The 19238-nt window shown below is 68.3% G+C and carries 17 protein-coding genes and 1 pseudogene; 10 read left to right on the forward strand and 8 right to left on the reverse strand.

The window, feature by feature from the left end; all coding sequences use genetic code 11:
* Nucleotides 1-72 precede the first annotated feature (72 nt).
* The 5 genes from J2P76_RS03025 to lpdA all read right to left on the reverse strand — a co-directional run bounded on the left by J2P76_RS03025 (nucleotide 73) and on the right by lpdA (nucleotide 7001).
* A complete protein-coding gene (locus J2P76_RS03025; protein WP_207409098.1) occupies nucleotides 73-2547 on the reverse strand; it encodes a TonB-dependent siderophore receptor in 2475 nt (824 codons plus the stop codon).
* Nucleotides 2548-2688: 141 nt separating this feature from the next.
* Complete coding sequence (locus J2P76_RS03030) at nucleotides 2689-3651, reverse strand: DUF4880 domain-containing protein (RefSeq protein WP_207404378.1); 963 nt, start codon at nucleotides 3649-3651, stop codon at nucleotides 2689-2691.
* Between the two features lie 4 nt (nucleotides 3652-3655).
* Nucleotides 3656-4180, reverse strand: coding sequence for a sigma-70 family RNA polymerase sigma factor (locus J2P76_RS03035; protein ID WP_207404380.1), 525 nt, complete (start codon nucleotides 4178-4180; stop codon nucleotides 3656-3658).
* 96 nt (nucleotides 4181-4276) lie between these two features.
* A complete protein-coding gene (zapE, locus tag J2P76_RS03040) occupies nucleotides 4277-5368 on the reverse strand; it encodes a cell division protein ZapE (protein WP_207404381.1) in 1092 nt (363 codons plus the stop codon).
* A gap of 205 nt (nucleotides 5369-5573) precedes the next feature.
* Nucleotides 5574-7001, reverse strand: a complete 1428-nt coding sequence (gene lpdA / locus J2P76_RS03045) for a dihydrolipoyl dehydrogenase (RefSeq protein WP_207404383.1) — start codon at nucleotides 6999-7001, stop codon at nucleotides 5574-5576.
* 67 nt (nucleotides 7002-7068) lie between these two features.
* Here lpdA and J2P76_RS03050 point away from each other — a divergent pair.
* The 7 genes and pseudogenes from J2P76_RS03050 to J2P76_RS03080 all read left to right on the forward strand — a co-directional run.
* Nucleotides 7069-7311 (forward strand): annotated as a pseudogene (locus tag J2P76_RS03050) (cytochrome c oxidase subunit I); the annotation flags it as partial.
* A 3-nt stretch (nucleotides 7312-7314) separates the two neighbouring features.
* Nucleotides 7315-7875, forward strand: a complete 561-nt coding sequence (locus J2P76_RS03055; RefSeq protein WP_207404384.1) for a DUF2244 domain-containing protein — start codon at nucleotides 7315-7317, stop codon at nucleotides 7873-7875.
* A gap of 42 nt (nucleotides 7876-7917) precedes the next feature.
* Nucleotides 7918-8940, forward strand: coding sequence for an SDR family oxidoreductase (locus J2P76_RS03060; protein WP_207404386.1), 1023 nt, complete (start codon nucleotides 7918-7920; stop codon nucleotides 8938-8940).
* 144 nt (nucleotides 8941-9084) lie between these two features.
* Nucleotides 9085-9975, forward strand: coding sequence for an NAD(P)-dependent oxidoreductase (locus tag J2P76_RS03065; protein WP_207404387.1), 891 nt, complete (start codon nucleotides 9085-9087; stop codon nucleotides 9973-9975).
* A 149-nt stretch (nucleotides 9976-10124) separates the two neighbouring features.
* Complete coding sequence (locus tag J2P76_RS03070; RefSeq protein WP_242697276.1) at nucleotides 10125-12104, forward strand: BCCT family transporter; 1980 nt, start codon at nucleotides 10125-10127, stop codon at nucleotides 12102-12104.
* An 84-nt stretch (nucleotides 12105-12188) separates the two neighbouring features.
* Nucleotides 12189-13628 carry an NfeD family protein gene (locus J2P76_RS03075; protein WP_207404388.1) on the forward strand — a complete coding sequence of 480 codons (1440 nt, stop codon included), beginning with the start codon at nucleotides 12189-12191 and terminating at the stop codon, nucleotides 13626-13628.
* Entirely contained in the window at nucleotides 13625-14371 is a 747-nt protein-coding gene (locus tag J2P76_RS03080) for a slipin family protein (RefSeq protein WP_207404389.1), read from the forward strand. Before J2P76_RS03075 ends, J2P76_RS03080 begins: the two co-directional genes overlap by 4 nt.
* Here the strand turns inward: J2P76_RS03080 and J2P76_RS03085 are convergent.
* Together J2P76_RS03085 and J2P76_RS03090 are read right to left on the reverse strand one after the other, a co-directional pair.
* Complete coding sequence (locus tag J2P76_RS03085) at nucleotides 14368-14937, reverse strand: DUF4142 domain-containing protein (protein ID WP_207404391.1); 570 nt, start codon at nucleotides 14935-14937, stop codon at nucleotides 14368-14370. The two genes, J2P76_RS03080 and J2P76_RS03085, sit on opposite strands and share 4 nt — an antisense overlap.
* A 94-nt stretch (nucleotides 14938-15031) precedes the next feature.
* Complete coding sequence (locus J2P76_RS03090; RefSeq protein WP_207404392.1) at nucleotides 15032-15256, reverse strand: hypothetical protein; 225 nt, start codon at nucleotides 15254-15256, stop codon at nucleotides 15032-15034.
* A gap of 129 nt (nucleotides 15257-15385) precedes the next feature.
* Between J2P76_RS03090 and J2P76_RS03095 the strand changes: the two genes are divergently transcribed.
* Both J2P76_RS03095 and J2P76_RS03100 read left to right on the forward strand, forming a co-directional pair.
* Nucleotides 15386-15670 carry a MatE family transporter gene (locus tag J2P76_RS03095; RefSeq protein WP_207404393.1) on the forward strand — a complete coding sequence of 95 codons (285 nt, stop codon included), beginning with the start codon at nucleotides 15386-15388 and terminating at the stop codon, nucleotides 15668-15670.
* A gap of 55 nt (nucleotides 15671-15725) precedes the next feature.
* Nucleotides 15726-16205 (forward strand): DUF421 domain-containing protein, encoded by a 480-nt coding sequence (locus J2P76_RS03100; RefSeq protein WP_207404394.1) that lies wholly within the window; start codon nucleotides 15726-15728, stop codon nucleotides 16203-16205.
* 1 nt (nucleotide 16206) lies between these two features.
* Here the strand turns inward: J2P76_RS03100 and J2P76_RS03105 are convergent, their stop codons facing one another.
* Nucleotides 16207-17469, reverse strand: coding sequence for a glycosyltransferase family 4 protein (locus tag J2P76_RS03105; protein ID WP_207404395.1), 1263 nt, complete (start codon nucleotides 17467-17469; stop codon nucleotides 16207-16209).
* A gap of 252 nt (nucleotides 17470-17721) precedes the next feature.
* On the opposite strand from J2P76_RS03105, the gene J2P76_RS03110 reads away from it, so the two are divergent.
* Complete coding sequence (locus J2P76_RS03110) at nucleotides 17722-19161, forward strand: RNA polymerase factor sigma-54 (RefSeq protein WP_207404396.1); 1440 nt, start codon at nucleotides 17722-17724, stop codon at nucleotides 19159-19161.
* Nucleotides 19162-19238: the final 77 nt, after the last annotated feature.

The raw sequence follows: 19238 nt of genomic DNA on the forward strand, positions 1-19238 counted from the left end.
TAATTTGAGAATTATAATCATTCTTAATGTCATCACCAGGCCCGCCCATGCGGGCGAGGCCGGCAGCCGGTATTACCAGCGGTAGCGCACCGCCGCCTTCACGGTGCGGTCGTAGCCGTACCAGCACCAGTTCTCGTCGATGCACGACGCCACGTAGCGTTTGTCGAACAGGTTGGCCACGTTCAGGCTGACCTGCCAGCCTTTCAGGGCCGGCTGCCTGCGCCCCAGGTCGTAATCCAGCCCCAGGTCGAACAGCGTGGCGCCGGGCACCCGGAATGTATTGCCGGAATCGCCCCAGGTCTCGCCCAGGTAGCGCACGCCCGCCCCCACGCCCAGGCCGGCCAACGGCCCTTGCTGCAGTTCATAGCGCACCCACGCCGATGCCTGGTGCTTGGGCACGGCCACCGGCTGGGTGCCCTTCAGGCTGACGCCGGCGCTGTTGGGGTTGTCCTTGGTATAGGCGTTCTGCATCCAGCTGTACGATGCGATCACGCTCAGGCCGTCGATGGGCTCGCTGCGGGCTTCGAGCTCGAGCCCGCGCGTGCGCACTTCACCCGCCTGGATGTTGCAGCGGCCGCCATTGCAGATGTGCGAAGGGTCGGGGTCGGTGGTGGTGAGGTTCTTGCGGCGCAGGTCGAACAGCGCCGCGGTCAGCAGCGTGCGCGAGCCCGGCGGCTCGTACTTCACGCCCAGCTCGTACTGCTCGCCCTCTATCGGATCGAACGGCTGGTTGTTCCAGCCCGTGCCGCTTTGCGGCTCGAACGATTCCGAATAGCTGAAGTACGGCGCCACGCCATTGTCGAACAAATACAGCAGGCCGGCCCGCCCCGTGAACGCCTGGGCGCGCTGCGGCGAGTGCGTGCGCACGCCGGTCTCGAGGTTGGTGGTGTCGGACATGGTGCGCGCCCAATCGTAGCGGCCGCCCAGCAACACCGACAGGCGGCCCACCTTGATCTGGTCCTGCAGGTACAGGCCGGTCTGGTACTGCTTCTGCGTCTGGTCGCTGGTGAACGGCGGCAGTTCATAACCCATGTCGTAGTCCGGGTTCCAGGTGTCCAGGTTGAAGTCGCTGACGCCCCAGCGCGACGCCGATTGCGTGTCGGTCTTGATGTGCTGGTAGTCGAAGCCCAGCAGCACCTTGTGGCTGAACGCCCCGGTCTTGAAGTCGGCCTGCACGTTGTTGTCCAGCGTCAGCGCGTCGAATTGCACGTCGGTGCCGATCATGCCGCGCATCAGGTAGCGGTACACGCCCGGGTCGGCCCAGCCGCTGTTGTAGATGCTGCGGTATTCCGCGTCGGCGTGTACGTAGCGGAAATTCTGGCTGGCCTTGAAGGTATCGTTGAAGCGGTGGGTGAACTCGTAGCCCAGCGAATAATGCTTGCGGTCGCTGCGTTCGAAACCCTTGTCGCCATCGTAGAAGCTGCGCGAGAAACGGCTGCCGTCGGGCAGTTCGTACACCGTGCCCATGGCCGGCAGCGAGCCATAAGAACCCATGTCCGGGTCATGCTGGAAGTGCGTCAGCACGGTCAGCTGCGTGTCGGCCGAAGGCTGGTAGCTGAACGACGGCGATATGTAATAGCGGCGCTCTTTGGTGTCGTGCTGCTGGCCGTCCGCCTTGTAGCCCGACCCCACTACCCGGTACAGGAACTTGCCCTCTTCATCCAGGCGCCCGCCCACATCGGCCATGCCGCGCAGCAGCGAATCGGTGCCGAACTCGACGCCGACCTCATTGACCTGCCCGTCGACCGGCCGCTTGCTGACCTGGTTGACCACGCCGCCCGGCCCGCCCTGGCCGTACAGCACCGACGACGGCCCCTTCAGCACATCGACGCGTTCCAGGCGGTAGGCGTCGACCTGCGGCAGGGCATCGCGGCCGCCGAATACGCGCAGGCCGTCCAGGTAGGTGGTGGCCGCGAAGCCGCGTATGGTGAACTGGTCCAGCCGCGTGGCCGTCGCGCCGCGCGTTTCCACCGCCACGCCCGGGGTATAGCGCAGCACCTGGTTCAGCGTATTGGCGCCCTGCTGCGCGATCTGGTCCTGCGTGATCACCGAGATCGACTGCGGGGTTTCCAGCAGCGGCGTGTCGGTCTTGGTGGCCGAGGCCGCCACCAGCGACACCACGCCATAGGTCTGGCCCTTGCCGGTTTCGCCGCTGCCCTGCACCAGCACCGGCGCCAGGCTGACCGTGTCGCCCGAGGCAGGCAGGCGCCGCAGCACCCAGCCGCCCGCGCCCGGCCGGGCTTCCAGTCCCGTACCCTGCAGAATGGTATTGAACCCCTCGCCCACCGAATAGCTGCCCTGCAGCCCCGCGGCCGTCAGGCCGGCCACCAGGCGTGTGTCGAAAGAAATCAGCACGCCCGCCTGCCGCGCGTAGGCGGTCAGCACTTCGCCCAGCGGCCCGGCCGGCACCGAATAGCCACGGGCGGCCGCGGCGGCGGTCTGCGCATGCGCCGCGGGTGGCAGGGTCGCCAGGCCGGCTGCGGCCAGCGCCAGAACCAGGACGGGCAGCGCGCCGGCCGGCGCGGCGCCGCGGCTGCGGCGCGGCATGCCGCCAATATGGGCCGCGAGGAAAGGGGCAAGAAAGGACAAGACGGAAGCTCCTGCAAGAATTGAAGGTTTGCAGCAGCTATTCCGCACGAGCGCGGCCAACCTGCAGCCGCGCGGGCCGCCAAATTGCAACAAATGAATTCAAACCGAGCCGACGCCCCCCGTGCCGGCGCTTTCGACCCGCACCCACCAGGGGCCCCAGTGGGTGATCGAGATGGGCAAGGTGTGCCGCAGCATGGCCAGGGCCAGGTCGGTGTCGTCCAGCGGAAACACGCCCGACACCGGCAGCCCGGCCACCTCGGCGCTGGCCGACAGCGCCCCCGGGCGATAGCGGGCCAGCTGCGCCAGCACCGCATCCAGTCGGTCGCCATTGGCCACCAGCAGGCCGTCGGCCCAGGCGCCCCCGCCAGGCTCGGCCGGCCCCTCGTGCCAGGCGCCATGCCGCCGCGACAGCGCGCTGCCCGCACTCAGCAGGCGCGCCCCGCCATCGCGCCCCAGCACCTTCAGGCTGCCTTCATAGACATCGATGCGGGCGCCGCCGGCCTCGCGCAACAGCGCGAAGCGCGCGTGCAGCGCCTCGACCCGGCTGTCGGCGGCCGACACCACCAGCGGCGCCATGCCGTCGGCGTCCTGGATCAGGATGCCCATCTGGCCGCGCCACAGCGTCAATTGCCGCTGTCCGCCGCCGATCTCGGCCGACACCGCGGTATCGCTGGCCAGGTCCATGCGAATGTCGCCGGGCAGCAGCACGCGCCTGCGCTCGCCCACGCGCGTGCTGTAGTCGGACAGCAGCCGCTGCCAGGGGGTCCATTCGCGCACCGCCGCGCCTGTGCCGCCCAGCACCAGCGCGGCGGCCAGGCCCTTGAGCACGGCGCGGCGCGGGCGCGAGCGCGGCTGGCCGGCCAGGTGCGCATGGGCGAAGTCGGCGGGAATGCCGCGCACCGCGCGGGCCAGGCTTTCCAGGCGCGCCCAGGCGCTTTCGTGGCGCGGGTCGGCGGCCCGCCAGCGCGTACAGGCCTGCGCCGCGGCAGCCCCGCCCTCGCCCGACTGCAGCTTGACCCACCACGCAATCGCCTCGCGCACAACCGGATCGTCTTGCGGCATGGCCTCATTCCTCCAGGCAGGCATAACAAGCGGCCAGCGCACGCGTCATGTATTGCTGCACCGAACTCAGCGAAACGCCCAGCCGTTCGGCGATCTCGGCATAGCCCAGCCCGTCTACCTGGGCCAGCACAAATGCCTGCCGCACCCTGTCGGGCAGGCCCGCCAGCATCCGGTCCAGCGCGGTAATCTGCTGCACGACCACGGCGCGCAGCTCGGCCGACGGCTGCTGCGGCTCGGGCAGCGCCGCCAGATAATCCAGGTAAGCCTGCTCCAGGCTGGCGCGTCGGTAGTGGTCCAGCAGCAGGCCATGGGCGATGGTGCGCAGGAACGGCCGCGCCTGCGCGGCATGCACCTGCTTGCGCCCCGCCATGACGCGCACGAAGACATCCTGGGCCAGGTCTTCCGCCCGGAAAGGGCTGCCCAGCTTGCCTCGCAGCCAGCGGAACAGCCAGGGCTGATGGTCGCGGTAGAGCACATCCACGGGCACCGGCGCGGGCGCGGCCGGCCCGCACGGCGTAGAGGTCTTCACGGCAAGCGGGGGAAGCGGAAAAGCGAAATAGTAATTGATAACCAATATTATTATCAATCACTGCGCCGACCGGGCCGCCCGCCCGCGGCGCGCGCGCTACAGTCCGACCGTCAGGCGGCGCTCGGACTCCAGGTATTCGCGCGACTGCATTTCCAGGATGCGCGACACGGTGCGGTGGAATTCATTGGCCAGCGCGCCCTCGGTGTACAGCTCTTCGGGCTCGCATTCGGCCGACATGATCAGCTTGATCTTGTGGTCGTAGAACACATCGATCAGCCAGGTGAAGCGGCGCGCCTCGGACGCCTGGCGCGGCCCCATGCGCGGCACGTCCGACAGGATCACGGCGTGGAAGCGGCTGGCCAGCTCCAGGTAGTCGTTCTGCGAGCGCGGGCCGCCGCACAGCGTGGCGAAATCGAACCACACCACCGAGCCCGCCAGCGCCAGGGCGCGGATCTCGCGGTGTTCGATGTGCAGCACCGGTTCCTGGGGTGGCGTATCGGCCAGCCGGTCGAAAGCGTCCTGCAGGGCGGCGCGCGCCTGTTCGTCCAGGGGCGTGTGATAGCACTGCACCTGTTCCAGCGAACGGCGGCGGTAATCGACGCCGGCGTCCACATTCAGGATGTCCATGCGCTTCTGGATCAGCTCGATGGCCGGCAGAATGCGGTCGCGATGCAGGCCGTCGGGGTACAGGGTGGAGGGTTCGTAATTCGAAGTCATCACGAACGACGTGCCGTATTCGAACAGCTTGAGCAGCAAGCGGTACAGAATCATGGCGTCGGCCACGTCGGACACGTGGAACTCGTCGAAGCAGATCAGCCGGTAGCGCTTGGCCACCCGGCGCGCCACTTCATCCAGCGGGTCTTGCATGCCCTTGACGCTTTCCAGCTCGCGGTGCACGCCGCGGATGAACTCATGAAAGTGCAGCCGCGTCTTGCGCACCACCGGCACGGTGGCATAGAAGGCGTCCATCAGGAAGCTCTTGCCGCGCCCCACCCCGCCCCACAGGTACACGCCGCGCGGCACGTCGGGCCGGTTCAGCAGCTTCTTCAGCGCATTCGAGCGCATGGCCTTGAAGCTGACCCAGTCGTCGTAATAGGCCTGCAGCCGGTCGACCGCCTGCTTCTGCGCCGCGTCGGATTGGTAGCCCCGCTCCGCCAGGGCCTGTTCGTAGTATTCGCGGACGTTCATGTCGCAGCAGCAAACCCAAAAAAAGGCGGCCCCGCCGCCTTGACTGTCTACAGAGGCATTGCCGGATCATTGCCAGGTGTCAGGCTCCCGGAAGGGTGCCTGACACCGAAGCGGATAGATATTCTTGCTGAAGCAAGATTGTCTGCTCACTTCGGTGTCTGACACCTTCGGAGTCAGACACCTGGCAGATCTGGCCGCAGCCGCGTCAGAAATTCAGCGCGCGCTTGTCCACCGCCAGCGCCGCTTCCTTCACGGCCTCGGACAGCGTCGGGTGCGCATGGCAGATGCGCGCGATGTCTTCGGCCGCGCCGCGGAATTCCATGATGGTGACCGCTTCGGAAATCAGCTCGGAAGCCATCGGGCCCACGATGTGCACGCCTAGCACTTCGTCGGTCTTGGCGTCGGCGATGACCTTGGCAAAACCCGTGGTGTCGCCCAGCGCGCGAGCGCGGCCGTTGGCCAGGAACGGGAAGCTGCCGGCCTTGTATTCGCGGCCTTCCTTCTTCAGCTGCTGCTCGGTCTTGCCCACCCAGGCAATCTCGGGCGAGGTGTAGATGACCCACGGCACGGTATCGAAATTGACATGGCCATGCTGTCCGGCAATGCGCTCGGCCACCGCCACGCCTTCTTCCTCGGCCTTGTGCGCCAGCATCGGGCCGCGCACCACATCGCCCACGGCCCACACGTTGGGCAGGTTGGTCTTGCAGTCGCCGTCCACCTCGACAAAGCCGCGCGCGTCCAGCTTCAGGCCCACGCCCTCGGCATTCAGGCCGCCGGTGTAGGGCACGCGGCCGATCGAGACGATCAGCTTGTCGACCACCAGTTTCTGCTCGCCGCCCTTGGCATCGGTGTAAGGCACCGTCACCTGCTTGGCCGTGGCCTTGATCTCGCCGATTTTCACGCCCATCTGGATGTCCAGGCCCTGCTTGCCGAACGCCTTCAGCGCTTCTTTGGCCACCTGCTGATCGGCCGCGGCCAGGAACTCCGGCATGGCTTCCAGAATGGTGACCTCGGCGCCCAGGCGGCGCCACACGCTGCCCATTTCCAGGCCGATCACGCCGGCGCCGATCACGCCCAGCTTCTTCGGCACGGCATCGATGTTCAGCGCGCCGTCGTTGGACAGCACGACCTTTTCATCGAACGGCAGGCCCGGCAGTTCGCGCGCCGACGACCCGGTCGCCACGACCACGTGCTTGGCCACCAGCTCTTCTTCGGCCGTGCCGCTGACCTTGATGGCATAGCCGCCGTCGGCCTTGCCCACGAAAGCGCCCTTGCCATGGAAGAACGTGACCTTGTTCTTCTTGAACAGGTACAAAATGCCGTCGTTGTTCTGCTTGACCACCGTATTCTTGCGGCCGATCAGCGTGTCCAGCTTCAGGCTGACGCCCTTGACCTCGATGCCGTGCTCGGCAAAGTGGTGATTGGCCTGCTCGAAGTGTTCGGACGACTGCAGCAGCGCCTTGGACGGAATGCAGCCCACGTTGGTGCAGGTGCCGCCGGGCGCCGGACCGCCCTGGCCGTTCTGCCAGGCGTCGATGCAGGCCACCGACATACCCAGTTGCGCGGCGCGAATGGCGGCGATGTACCCGCCGGGACCGGCACCGATGACGACGACGTCAAATTGTTTGGACATAGTGTTCTCGAGAATGGGGAATTTGAGAAGGTCTTAGCGCCGGGCCGGGGCCTGTGGGCCTTGGCGTGGCGGGCCCGTTGAGGCCGCCGAGCGCTACCGAAGGAAGGCNACCTTCCACCAGGTGGCCACCATCGGCGCGTTCTGGTTCGGCCTGTCGCAGCTGCTGTTCCTGTACATCATCGTGCAGTGCTACCGCGGCAAGGGTGAAACAGCGGCCGCCAAGCCCTGGGAAGGCGCCGAAGGGCTGGAATGGACCCTGCCCTCGCCCGCTCCGCACCATACCTTCGCGGTGCCGCCCGATATCCGGTGAACCATGCGTATGCGCCCCGCCCATGCCTTCATGGGTGCGCAGCCGCCACTGCCACCCCCGCCAGCGCGGGTCCAGCCCCGCGATGCGGCCCCCGCTGCCTGCGCCGGCGCTGAAATAGAACAGCGCTGGGTCCTGAAGCGCAATTGCTGCGTCACGCCGCGCCAGTTCCTGCTGGGCATGGGCGGCACCGCGGCCATCGCCTTCGTCGTCAGCGTGGTGTTCGCCCTGCGCGGCCTGTGGCCGGTGGCGGTTTACGGCGCCATTGAAATCCTGCTGCTCGCCGGAGCCGCGCTGTCGTTCATGCGGCACGTGCGCGACGGCGAAACCGTAACATTGCTGAGCGACGGCCGCATGATCGTGGAGGTGTACGCGGGCGGCGCCACCACGCGCCATGTATTCAATCGCAACTGGGCACGGCTCGTGCGACAGCCCGATGCGGTGGAAACACTCTGGCTGCATTACGGCACGGCCCGCCTGCGGCTGGCTCGCCATGTGCCGGTCGAGCGCCGCCGCCATCTCGAAACCGAACTGCGGCATTCGCTGCCCTGGCACGGCCCCATGTAGGTCGCCCCGGGGGGACGGATGCGCCCCACACGGGAGATCATCATGACTGTCCGATTGAAAAAACTGCACGACCAGGTCCTGGTCATTACCGGCGCCAGCAGCGGCATCGGCCTGGCGACGGCCCGGCTGGCCGCCCGCCAGGGCGCCAGGGTCGTGCTGGCCTGCCGCAACCAGCAGGCGCTGGACGAAGCTGTGGCGGGCATCCGCGCCGAAGGCGGCGACGCCCTGGCGGTGCGGGCCGACGTGGGTGTGGCCGCCGACCACGACCGCATCCTGGGCGCCGCGATCGAACACTATGGCCGGGTCGATACCTGGGTCAACAATGCGGGCGTGTCGATTTTCGGGCGCCTGGAAGACGTGCCCATCGAAGACCAGCGCAAGCTGTTCGATACCAATTACTGGGGGGTGGTGTACGGGTCGTCCACCGCCGTCGCGCACCTGAAGAAACAGGGCGGCGCGCTGATCAATGTGGGCAGCGAAGTCTCCGACCGGGCCATTCCGCTGCAAGGCGCCTATTCCGCCTCGAAACACGCGGTCAAGGGCTATACCGATGCGCTGCGCATGGAGCTCGAAGCCGAAGGCGCGCCGGTGTCGGTCACCCTGATCAAGCCGGCCTCGATCGCCACCGGCTATTCCGAGCACGCCCGCAATTACATGGATGTAGAGCCGCGCCTGCCGCCGCCGGTGTATGCGGCCGATACGGTGGCGCGGGCGATCCTGTACGCCGCCCAGCACCCGCGCCGCGACATTTTCGTGGGCAGCGCTTCCAAGGCCATTTCGTCGGTGGGCCTGCGCATGCCCGCCCTGGCCGACCGCATGGCCGGCTGGCTGATCCGGCATCAGCGCAGCGACACGGCCGCCGGCGAACGCGCCGATGCTCTGTACGACCCCGGCGCGCCGGTGCGCGGCGACACGGCCCGCGACGGCGCCCATGCGCCGCATGTGCGCCAGACCAGCATGTATACCCGTCTTTCCACGGGCGGGCGCGGCCTGCTGTGGGCCGGCGCCGCCGCGCTGGTCTGCGGCACGGTCATCGGCGCGGCCCGCGGCCGGCGCTGGCACTGACGCCGCCGGGCCCGCGCGGCCCGGTGCGAAGCCCCGGCCCGCCCCGGGGGCCGGGCGCCCCTGGACGACGCGTCAATACTTGTATGATGGTCATCGTCCCGCCGCGGCGGCGTCCATCTTCCAATTTCAGCGCGAATCCATCTCATGACTACCGGGAAAGACACTATCGGCATGATCGGCGTGGGCCTGATGGGCCACGGCATTGCCAGCAATATCGTCAAGCACGGCTACCCCCTGGTGCTGCTCGACCACCCCGGCAACCAGCCGGTCGATGGCCTGCTGGCGGCCGGCGCCGCCAAGGTGGCCAGCCCCGCGCAAGTGGCGCGGCAAGCCAATGTGGTGATCCTGTGCGTGACCGGCACGCCCCAGGTCGAAGACGTGCTGTTCAGCCCCGACGGCCTGCTGCAGGGGCTGCGCCCGGGCACGGTGGTTATCGACTGCTCCACCGCCATCCCCTCTTCCACGGTGCGCATCGCGCAAGCCGTGGCCGAGGCCGGCGGGCAGTTCCTGGATGCCCCCATGACCCGTACGCCCAAAGAGGCCGCCGAGGGCCGCCTGAACCTGCTGGTGGGCGGCGACCGCGCCTTGTACGAACGCTGCCAGCCCCTGCTGCGCTGCTACGCCGAGAACATCACGTATGCCGGGCCGGTGGGCTCGGGCCACCGCATGAAACTCATCCACAATTACGTGTCGCTGGGCTGCGCCGCCGTCATTGCCGAAGCGGCGGCCTGCGCGCAGCGCGCCGGCATCGAGGCGCCAGTGCTGGTCGACATTCTCGCCAAGGGCGGCGGCGGCGGCGTGGCGCTGGAGCGCATGCGGCCGTTCCTGGAAGCGGGCGACGATTCCGGGCTGCGCTTCTCGCTGTCCAATGCGCGCAAAGACCTCAATTACTACACCACCATGGCGCACGAGGCCGGCGCGGCGCACGGCGCGGCCGATGCCATCGAGCAGCTGTTCGAGCGCGGCGCGCAGGCCAGCCCGCCGCAGACCACGGTGCCGCACCTGGTCTCGCTGCTGGCGGCCGGCGGCGCCTGATTCCGGCGCCGCCTTCCCCGGGCGCATTGCGGCGACGGGGCGGCCAGGTATAAGCTGAAAAAGGCCATGCGGGGCAGCACGCGATCTCGCGGCGCGCGCCAGGCCTGTATTCCGAACCTGCCGTCCACCAAGACCCAAAGGGGAAGATCTTGCAAAACAACACCGCAGGCGTCGCGCCGGTAACCTTCATCGGCTCGGCCATCATTGCGCTCGGGCTCATCGTCTACGCGGTTGCGGCGCCCGATTCGGCGGCCGCCCATTTCGACGCCGTCAATACCTGGATCATCAACGAAGCCGGCTGGTTCTACATGCTGTCGGTCGGCATCTTCGTCATTTTCCTGCTGGGCCTGGCCATGAGCCGGCTGGGCACCGTGAAGCTGGGCCCCGACGATTCGGTGCCCGACTACAAATACGGTACCTGGGTCGCCATGCTGTTCAGCGCCGGCATGGGCATCGGCATTGTGTTCTACGGGGTCGCCGAGCCCATCATGCACTTCTCGCAGCCGCCCGACGCGCCGCCGCGCTCGGTCGAGGCCGCCCGCGAGGCCATGGAAATCACCTTCTTCCATTGGGGCGTGCACGCCTGGGCCATTTATGCGGTGCTGGGCCTGGCCATGGCCTATTTCGGCTACCGGCGCGGCATGCCGCTGGCCATCCGCTCGGCCTTCCATCCCATCCTGGGCGACCGCGTGCACGGACCTATCGGCGACTTCATCGACATCTTCGCGGTGGTGGGCACGCTGGCCGGCCTGGCCACGTCGCTGGGCCTGGGCGTGTCGCAGCTGAACGCCAGCATGAGCTACCTGATGGGCATCCCGCAAACCCTGGGCACCCAGCTCATCCTGATCGGCGTCGTCACCATCCTGGCCACCATCACCGTGGCCACCGGGCTGGACAACGGCATACGCAGGCTCAGCGAGTTCATCATCCTGGTGTCGGTGGGGCTGATGCTGCTGATCCTGGTCCTGGGGCCCACCCGCTTCCTGCTGCAGGCGCTGGTCGAAAACATCGGCCTCTACCTGCACGCCTTTGTCGCCCGCACGTTCCATATCAGCGCCTACGAGCCCACCGACTGGATGGGCAAATGGACCCTGTTCTACTGGGGCTGGTGGATATCCTGGTCGCCCTTCGTGGGCATGTTCATCGCCCGCATCTCGCGCGGGCGCACCATACGCGAGTTCCTGGTGGGCGTGCTGTTCGCGCCGGCCGGCTTCAGCTTCATATGGTTCACCGTGTTCGGCGACCTGGCGATCTGGCTGGACGGCAATGTGGCCAACGGCGACATCTCGCGCACGGTCGCGGGCAATCTGCCCATCGCGCTGTTCACCGTGTTCGACTACCTGCCGTGGTCTGGCCTGCTGGCGTGGATTACCGGGCTGCTGGTGGCCGTGTACTTCGTCACGGCGTCCGATGCCGGCGCCCTGGTGGTCTCCATGATCACCTCCAAGGGCGATGAAGAACCGCCTCTGTGGCTGCGCATCTTCTGGGCCCTGGCCTGCGGCGGCGTGGCCGCCGGCCTGCTGCTGGCCGGCGGGCTCGAGGCGGTGCAGTCGGCCGCCATCATTGCCGCCCTGCCCCTGTCGGTGGTGATGCTGCTGATGTGCTACGGCATACTCAAGGGCCTGAACGACGAGATCGTCATCAATCTCAGCCGCAGCCTGCCCACCGCGCCGCTGATCGGCTCGCAGGGCGGCCTGTCGCTGCGGCAGCGGCTGCACAGCATCGTCAGCCACCCCACCAAGGCGCAGGCCAATGCCTTCATCGACAACACCGTGATGGCGGCGTTCGAGCTGGTAGCCGCCGAACTGCAAAAGCGCGATATCGCCACCGAGGCCCTGCGGCTCGAAGACGGCGCCCAACTCACGGTGCAGCATGGCGGCAGCGCCGAAGACTTCATCTACGCCGTGCGCCTGGTGGGCCAGCCCATCCCCGCCTTCGCGCTCAGCGACGGCGCCCGGCGCGAAGGCGAGAAACGCCGCTACTACCGCACCGAGGTGTTCCTGAACAAGGGCGGGCGCGGCTACGACATCTACGGCTATCACACCGACCAGGTGGTGGCCGACCTGGTCAACCACTACGACCGCTTCCGGCATTACCTGCACACGCTGGAGCCCAGCGCGCCGGGTTGAACGGCCCCGCCTTGTGAGCAGCGGGCGCAGGCACTACCATGGATGCAAGGGCCCGCATGCGGGCCCGCCTCCAGGAGCGCCGCCATGCCGCATTCCAGGTTACGTTGCCTGCCGCGTGCCGGCCGCGGATCCGGGCTGCTGTGCGCGATGGCCTGGCTGTGGCTGGCGGCGGCCGCGCTCATGCCGGCGCCGGCCTGGTCCCAGGGCGCCGCGACGCCGCCCGGCCAGCCCGCGCCGGTGGTGGTGCTGCAATTGCAGGGGGCGGTAGGGCCCGCCACTACCGAGTACCTGCGGCGCGGTCTGGCCGACGCCAATGCGCGCCGCGCGGCCGCCGTGGTGCTGCGCATCGATACCCCCGGCGGCCTGGCCTCATCCATGCGCGACATCGTGCGCGCCATTCTTGCCTCGCCGGTGCCGGTCATCGGCTATGTCGCGCCCGGCGGCGCGCGGGCGGCCAGCGCGGGCACCTACATTCTGTATGCCTGCCACCTGGCCGCCATGGCGCCCGGCACCAACCTGGGCGCGGCCACGCCCATACAGATGGGGCCCGCCAGCCAGCCCGCGCGCGGCGAGCGCGGCAAGTCCGGCGCAGACGGCGACGACGAGCCGGCCCCCGCCGGCCCCGATGCCCACGAGCGCAAGGCCGTCAACGATGCCGCGGCCTTCATCCGCAGCCTGGCCGACATGCGCGGCCGCAATGCCCAATGGGCCGAAGAGGCGGTGCGCGGCGCCGCCAGCCTGGCGGCCCGCGAGGCATTGCAGCAGAAGGTGATCGACCTGGTCGCCGCCGACATGCAAGACCTGCTGCGCCAGGCCGACGGCCGCGAACTGCGGGCCAACGCATCCATCATCACGCTGGCCACCCGCGACGCGCCCACGCTGGAACTGCAGCCCGACTGGCGCACGCGCGTGCTGGCCGTCGTCACGGATCCCAACATCGCCTACATCCTGCTGCTGCTGGGCATCTACGGCATCTTGTTCGAAATGATGAACCCGGGCGCCATCCTGCCGGGCGCGCTGGGCGCCGTGGCCCTGGTCACCGCCCTGTTCGCGCTGAACATGCTGCCGGTCAGCTACGCGGGCCTGGGCCTGGTGCTGCTGGGCATCGCGCTGATGGCGGCAGAGGCATTCACGCCCACGCTGGGCTTGCTGGGCGCCGCCGGCCTGGCGCTGTTCGCTTTCGGATCGCTGTTCCTGTACGACACGCACGGCGCCGAATTCGCCCTGTCGGTGCCGCTGGTGGCCACCGCGGCCACCGTCAGCGCCCTGCTGCTGTTTCTGATTTTCTTTGCCGCGCTGCGTGCGCAGCGCCGCCGCGTGGTCTCCGGCGACGGCACGCAGGCCGGCCAGGCGGTGGAAGTGGTGTCGTGGCACGGACACAGCGGCCTGGTGCGCGCCGGCGCGGAAACCTGGGAGGCCCGCGCGGATACGCCGCTGGCGCCTGGCCAACACGCGATCATCGAATCGCGCCAGGGCCTGGTGCTGCACGTGCGCGCCGCCTCCATCCAGAAGGAATCGACATGACCCTGATCGCTTACTTAATTGCCGCGGCCCTGCTGGTGCTGCTGGCTATCTCCATGATCCGCGTACTGCGCGAGTACCAGCGCGGCGTGGTGTTCACCCTGGGCCGCTACACCGGCGTAAAAGGCCCGGGGCTGATCATACTGATCCCGCTGGTGCAGCAGATGGTGCGGGTCGACCTGCGCACCGTGGTGCTGGACATTCCCACCCAGGACATCATCTCGCGCGACAACGTATCGGTGAAGGTGAACGCGGTGCTGTACTTCCGGGTCGTGGACGCCGACCGCGCCGTGATCCAGGTGGAACAGTACATGGATGCCACCAGCCAGCTGGCCCAGACCACCCTGCGCTCGGTGCTGGGCAAGCACGACCTGGACGAGATGCTGTCCGAGCGCGACAAGCTCAACGCCGACCTGCGCGAGATCCTGGACCGGCAGACCGAGGACTGGGGCATCAAAGTGGCCGCCGTCGAGATCAAGCACGTGGACATCGACGAAAGCATGGTTCGCGCCATTGCCCGCCAGGCCGAGGCCGAACGCAACCGCCGCGCGCGCATCATCAACGCCGAAGGCGAACAGCAGGCCGCCGAGAAACTGGTGGACGCCGCCCGCACGCTGGCCAGCACGCCGGAAGCGATGCAGCTGCGCTACCTGTCCACGCTGTACGACATAGCCGGCGACAAGAGTTCGACCATCGTGTTCCCCGTGCCCATCGACCTGCTGCGGCGTGTGTTCGACCGGGCCTAGGTCGGGCCGTCCACGCTGGCCAGCATGCCCGGGCGGCTTCCCGGCCATTGCAGCTGCGCCTGCAGCCGGCGCGCCTCGTCGAGGTGGCGCTGCAGCATGGGCAGCACGCTGGCGGCGTAGGCCTGGATCTCGGGGTCGCCGCTGCCGCGCACAGTGCGCTTGAACAGCCGCACCACGGCCGCCTGGCCTTCCACCGCCACTTTTTGCAGGTACAGGTCGTCGAACGCCTGCTGCGGGGCGTTCTGCAGCTGGCCCAGCACGGCATGCTGCTCGGCGCCCACCGCGCTGGGCACGGCGCGCGACTTGGCGGCCGCCAGGGCCAGCAGGCTGGCGCGCGCCGCGGCCTGGTCGCGCAGCACCGCCCGGGCATAGGCGCGCACCTCGCTGCGCGCGGCCCGCTGCAAAGCCAGGTCGCCCGATCGAAGTTCGAACAGCCCTGCCCGGGTGGCGGCTTCCATGAACAGGCGGTCTTGATGGTCCAGCGCCGCCGATGATGCATATGCCTGTATGCCCATGATGACCGCCGCCGCCAGCGCCGCGATCCCGGCCATTTTCCAAGCGTTCATGTCGTTCCCCCGGGTGCCCGCGATTTGCGGACCGGGCAAAGCAGCAACCGGCGTGCCCAACGGGGCGGCGGCGCCTGCGCTGCCCCGCCGGGCGTCACGAACGATTGTCGACGGGCGGCGCGCCCGGGGTCTGCCGCCCCGGATCCCGTACATCCTCGGCGTCCACGCCGGGCGGGATGCGTATTTTGGCGCCGGCGCGGTTCGGATCCGCCGGCCGGTCGTTCAGGGTGCGGTCGGTGTCGCGCCGCCGCATGGCCTCGTCTTCCCGTTCGCGGCGGCTGGCGGGCGCGCGGGGCGTGGATGGATCGGCATCATGCATGGTCAGGCTCCACAGTAAAAATCGCCACAAGGGTCCGTCCCGCCGCAATCGCCGTTCCCGCCCGGCACGGGATTTGCAGTGCATCCGCCGGGCGCGCCTCTCGCGCCGTACTTGCCAATGGAGTTCGCCATGGACCTGTCATTTTTTCGCGTTTCGACTTTTCCCATTCAAGCCCTGCCGCGCCAGCCCGGGCTGGGCCCCAGCGATTCATCCGATTCGGGCAGCGACCTGCCCGGCACGGCCGGCGAGCACGACACCGATTCGCAGGGCACGGGCGAGCGCGAAAGCGTGGAACCCTCGCTCGAAGACGACACCGGCAGCGACATCGAGACCGACCGCGTGGTCGACGAAGACGATGCCGGCCTCGCGCATTCCCGGCCGGACCCTGTGCGCAACGGAGGCAAGCCGCAGTAGCGGGGCCGCATCGGCCGCCGGGCGATGGATTTGTTCAACCACTAGGAGAGCGACCATGGACGTGAACTGGCCAGACCTGTTCCGGCTGACGGTGCCCCCGCTGGAATTGATCGTGCGTGGATCAGCCATGTACTGGTTCATTCTGATATTGCTGCGCATGGCCGGACGGCGCGATGTCGGATCCCTGGGCGTGGCCGACATGCTGGTGCTGGTGCTGATCGCCGATGCCGCGCAGAACGGCATGGCGGGCCAGTACCAGTCGATTACCGACGGCGCCATCCTGGTCGCCGTCATCGTGGGCTGGGTGGCGCTGATAGACCGGCTTACCTATTTCATGCCGTGGCTCGGCCACCTGCTCAAGGCCGACAAAGTGTGCCTGGTGCGCGACGGCCGGATGATACGGCGCAGCATGCGGCGCGAATACATTACGCCCGAAGAATTGATGAGCGAACTGCGGCAGCACGGCATCGAAGACCTGGCCGACATCCGCCGGGCCTATATCGAGCCCGACGGCAACATCAGCGTATTGAAATGAATCATGCCGCCAGCACCTGCGAGGGAGCCTTGATCGCCGCGCAGGCCTGTGCCGCCGACAGTTCTTCGTAGGCGTCCAGCAGGCCGCGCCCCACTTGTTGCCACGTGAACCAGCGGCGGGCGCGGCGGGCTCCGGCCTGGCCCATCTGGCGGCACAGGGCGGCATCGCCCGCCAGCCGCGCCAAACGGGTCGCCAGGGCGTCGGGGTCGCGCGCCGGCACCAGGAACCCTGTCTTGCCGTCCTTGATGGTGCTGCGTATGCCGCCGGTGTCCGATCCCACCACCGGCCTGCCGCAGGCCATCGCCTCGACCGGCGTAATGCCGAACGGCTCATACCAGGGCGTGGTCACGAACACATCGCTGGCGCAGTAATAGCAGCACAAATCCTGCCGGTCGCGCCGCCCGGCGAACTCCACGAAAGGCGCCACCCCGGCCTGCTCGGCCACACCGCGCAGGCGCGACAGCTCGGCGCCATCGCGCTGGTCTCCGCCCACCACGCACAGGCGGGCCGCCACGCCATGGCGGCGGCGCAACACGCCCAGCGCCTCGATGACATTGTCGACGCCTTTGCGCGGCACCATCCTGCCCAGCTGCAAGATCCGGAACTCATCGGGCGGCCAGCCCAGCCTGCGGCGCGCCGCGGCGGCGTCCATCATCGACATTTCCAGCGGATCGTAGCCGCACGGCACCACGCGTATGCGGCGCGGATCGGCATCGTACAGGTTCAGCAGATCGCGCCGGTCCTGCGGGCATTCGGCAATGACCAGATCGGCCTCGCGGACGATCTCGCTCTCGATCTGGAAGCGGCTGTCGGGAAAGCGGTCGGCCTCGCGCTGGTGCAGGCGCCGCACGCGCCCCAGCGCATGGAAGGTGACGGCCATCGGAATTCCATAGCGCCGCGCCGCCGGCAGGCTGGCCAGGGCCGACATGAAGAAATTCGCGTGCACCACGTCATACAGGCGCTGCTGGCGGCCAACGTGCCGCAGCAGGAACGCGGCGAAATCATCCATGTACGGCAGCAGATCTTCCTTGGGAACATAACGCGCCGGGCCGGCCGGCACGTGAATCACCCGGATACCGGGGTGCCAGTCGATTTCCGCGGGCAGCAAGGCATTGTCGCGGCGCGTGTAGATGTCCACCTGGTGCCCCGCCGCCGCGAACTGGCGCGCCGTCTGGGCCACGTAGATATTCTGGCCGCCGCTGTCCACGCTGCCGGGCAGTGCCAGCGGCGACGCGTGTTCACTGACAATCGCGATTTTTTTCATGAGAATCTCCATACAGGAAGCTGTGCCCGGCACTGCCTGGCGTTGCCTGCCCATACGCAAGCGGTATGCCGTTTCTCGGTGTGTCCCCCGCCGCCCGCCAGGCGGCCTCCGGCTTCTTGCACTTCTTACACAACACCGTAAGAAAGGCGGTGCAACGGCGCGCGCGCCCTCCGGGTCTCTCTGCGCCAGAGCGATTGGCACGGTTCTTGCATGATCCTGGAGGTGCCCGTACTGCGTGCTGCCTGAAAGGAGATGACTTTGATCCACGCCGCCCATGAATTGCGCCTGCATCAGCAAACCGCGCTGACGCCCCGCCTGCAGCAATCCGTCAAGCTGCTGCAGATGTCGGCCCTGGAGTTCAACCAGGAAGTGCGGCAGGCGCTGGTCGAAAACCCGTTCCTGGAAGAAGACGAGGAAAGCGCCGCGACGGCGTCCCAGGCTCCGGACGGCGCCGATGCATCGGCCGCGCAGGCCGCGCAGGCCGCCGTTGCCGCGCCGGCCAGCGCGCCGGGCGACGACGGCAACCCGGCCGGGTACTCGGGCGACTATCCCAGCGCGCGCCGCGCCAACGATGGCGCGCCCATGGACATGGGGCTATGGGTAGGCGCCTCGGTATCGCTGCAGGAACGCCTGGACCAGGAACTGCGCACCTATCGCCTGTCGCCGCGCGACCGGCTGCTGGCCCAGTACATCGTGCAGGCGCTGGATGACGACGGCTATCTTCGCCAGCCGCTGCAAGAGCTGGCCGACCCGTCTGTGTTCGGCGCGCCGCCCGACGAAAGCGAATGGCGGGCGGCCCTGCGCCTGGTGCAGCAGCTGGACGCGCCCGGCCTGGCCGCGCGCGACCTGCGGGAATGCCTGGCCCTGCAATTGCAGGGGCTGGACGCGCAGCGCCCGGGCGTAGCCCTGGCAAGCCGCATTGTCGAGCAGCACCTGGACATTCTGGCCCGGCATGATTACGAAGCCTTGCAGCACGCCCTGGGCTGCAGTGAAAGCAGCCTGCGGCAGGCCTGCGAAATCGTGCGCTCGCTGGATCCGCGGCCCGGCCGGCGCTACGACGAGGCTCCGCCCGCCTACATCGTGCCTGACGTCATCGTGCGCGAGGAGAGCGGGCAATGGCGCGTGTACTGCAATCGCGGCGCGGTGCCGCAGCCGCGCCTGCACCGCGTCTACGCCGACCTGTTCCGCACCACCCGCTATCGCGACCGCGGCCCGATGGCGCAAGAGCTGCAGGAAGCGCGCTGGCTGGTGCGCAATGTCGAACAGCGCTACAGCACCATCCAGCGGGTGGCCGAGGCCATCGTGCGCCTGCAGCACATGTTCTTCGAATACGGCCCGGTCGCCCTGCGGCCGCTGATGCTGCGCGAAGTCTCGGCCGAGCTCGATATCCACGAATCGACCGTGTCGCGCGCCACTGCCAACAAGTACATGGCCACGCCCATGGGCATCCTGGAATTCAAGTATTTTTTCTCTCGCGAACTGGCCACCGACACGGGCGGATCGTGCTCGGCGGGCGCGGTGCGCGCCCTGATCGCCGAGTTGATCGACAACGAAGACCCGCGCATGCCGCTGTCGGATGTGGCCCTGGCCAGCCGGCTGGCCGCCGACGGCATCGTGGTGGCGCGCCGCACGGTGTCGAAGTATCGCGCCCAGATGAAGCGGCCGCCCGCCGAAATGCGGCGGCAATACTGACCCGTCCGCCATTGGGCGCTCCACCGGACGCCCATGCGCCAGCGGCGCCCCTCGGGGCGCCGCGTTGGCGTGGGCTC

Source organism: Bordetella petrii (genome assembly GCF_017356245.1).
GTDB classification, from domain to species: Bacteria; Pseudomonadota; Gammaproteobacteria; order Burkholderiales; family Burkholderiaceae_B; genus Bordetella_A; species Bordetella_A petrii_D.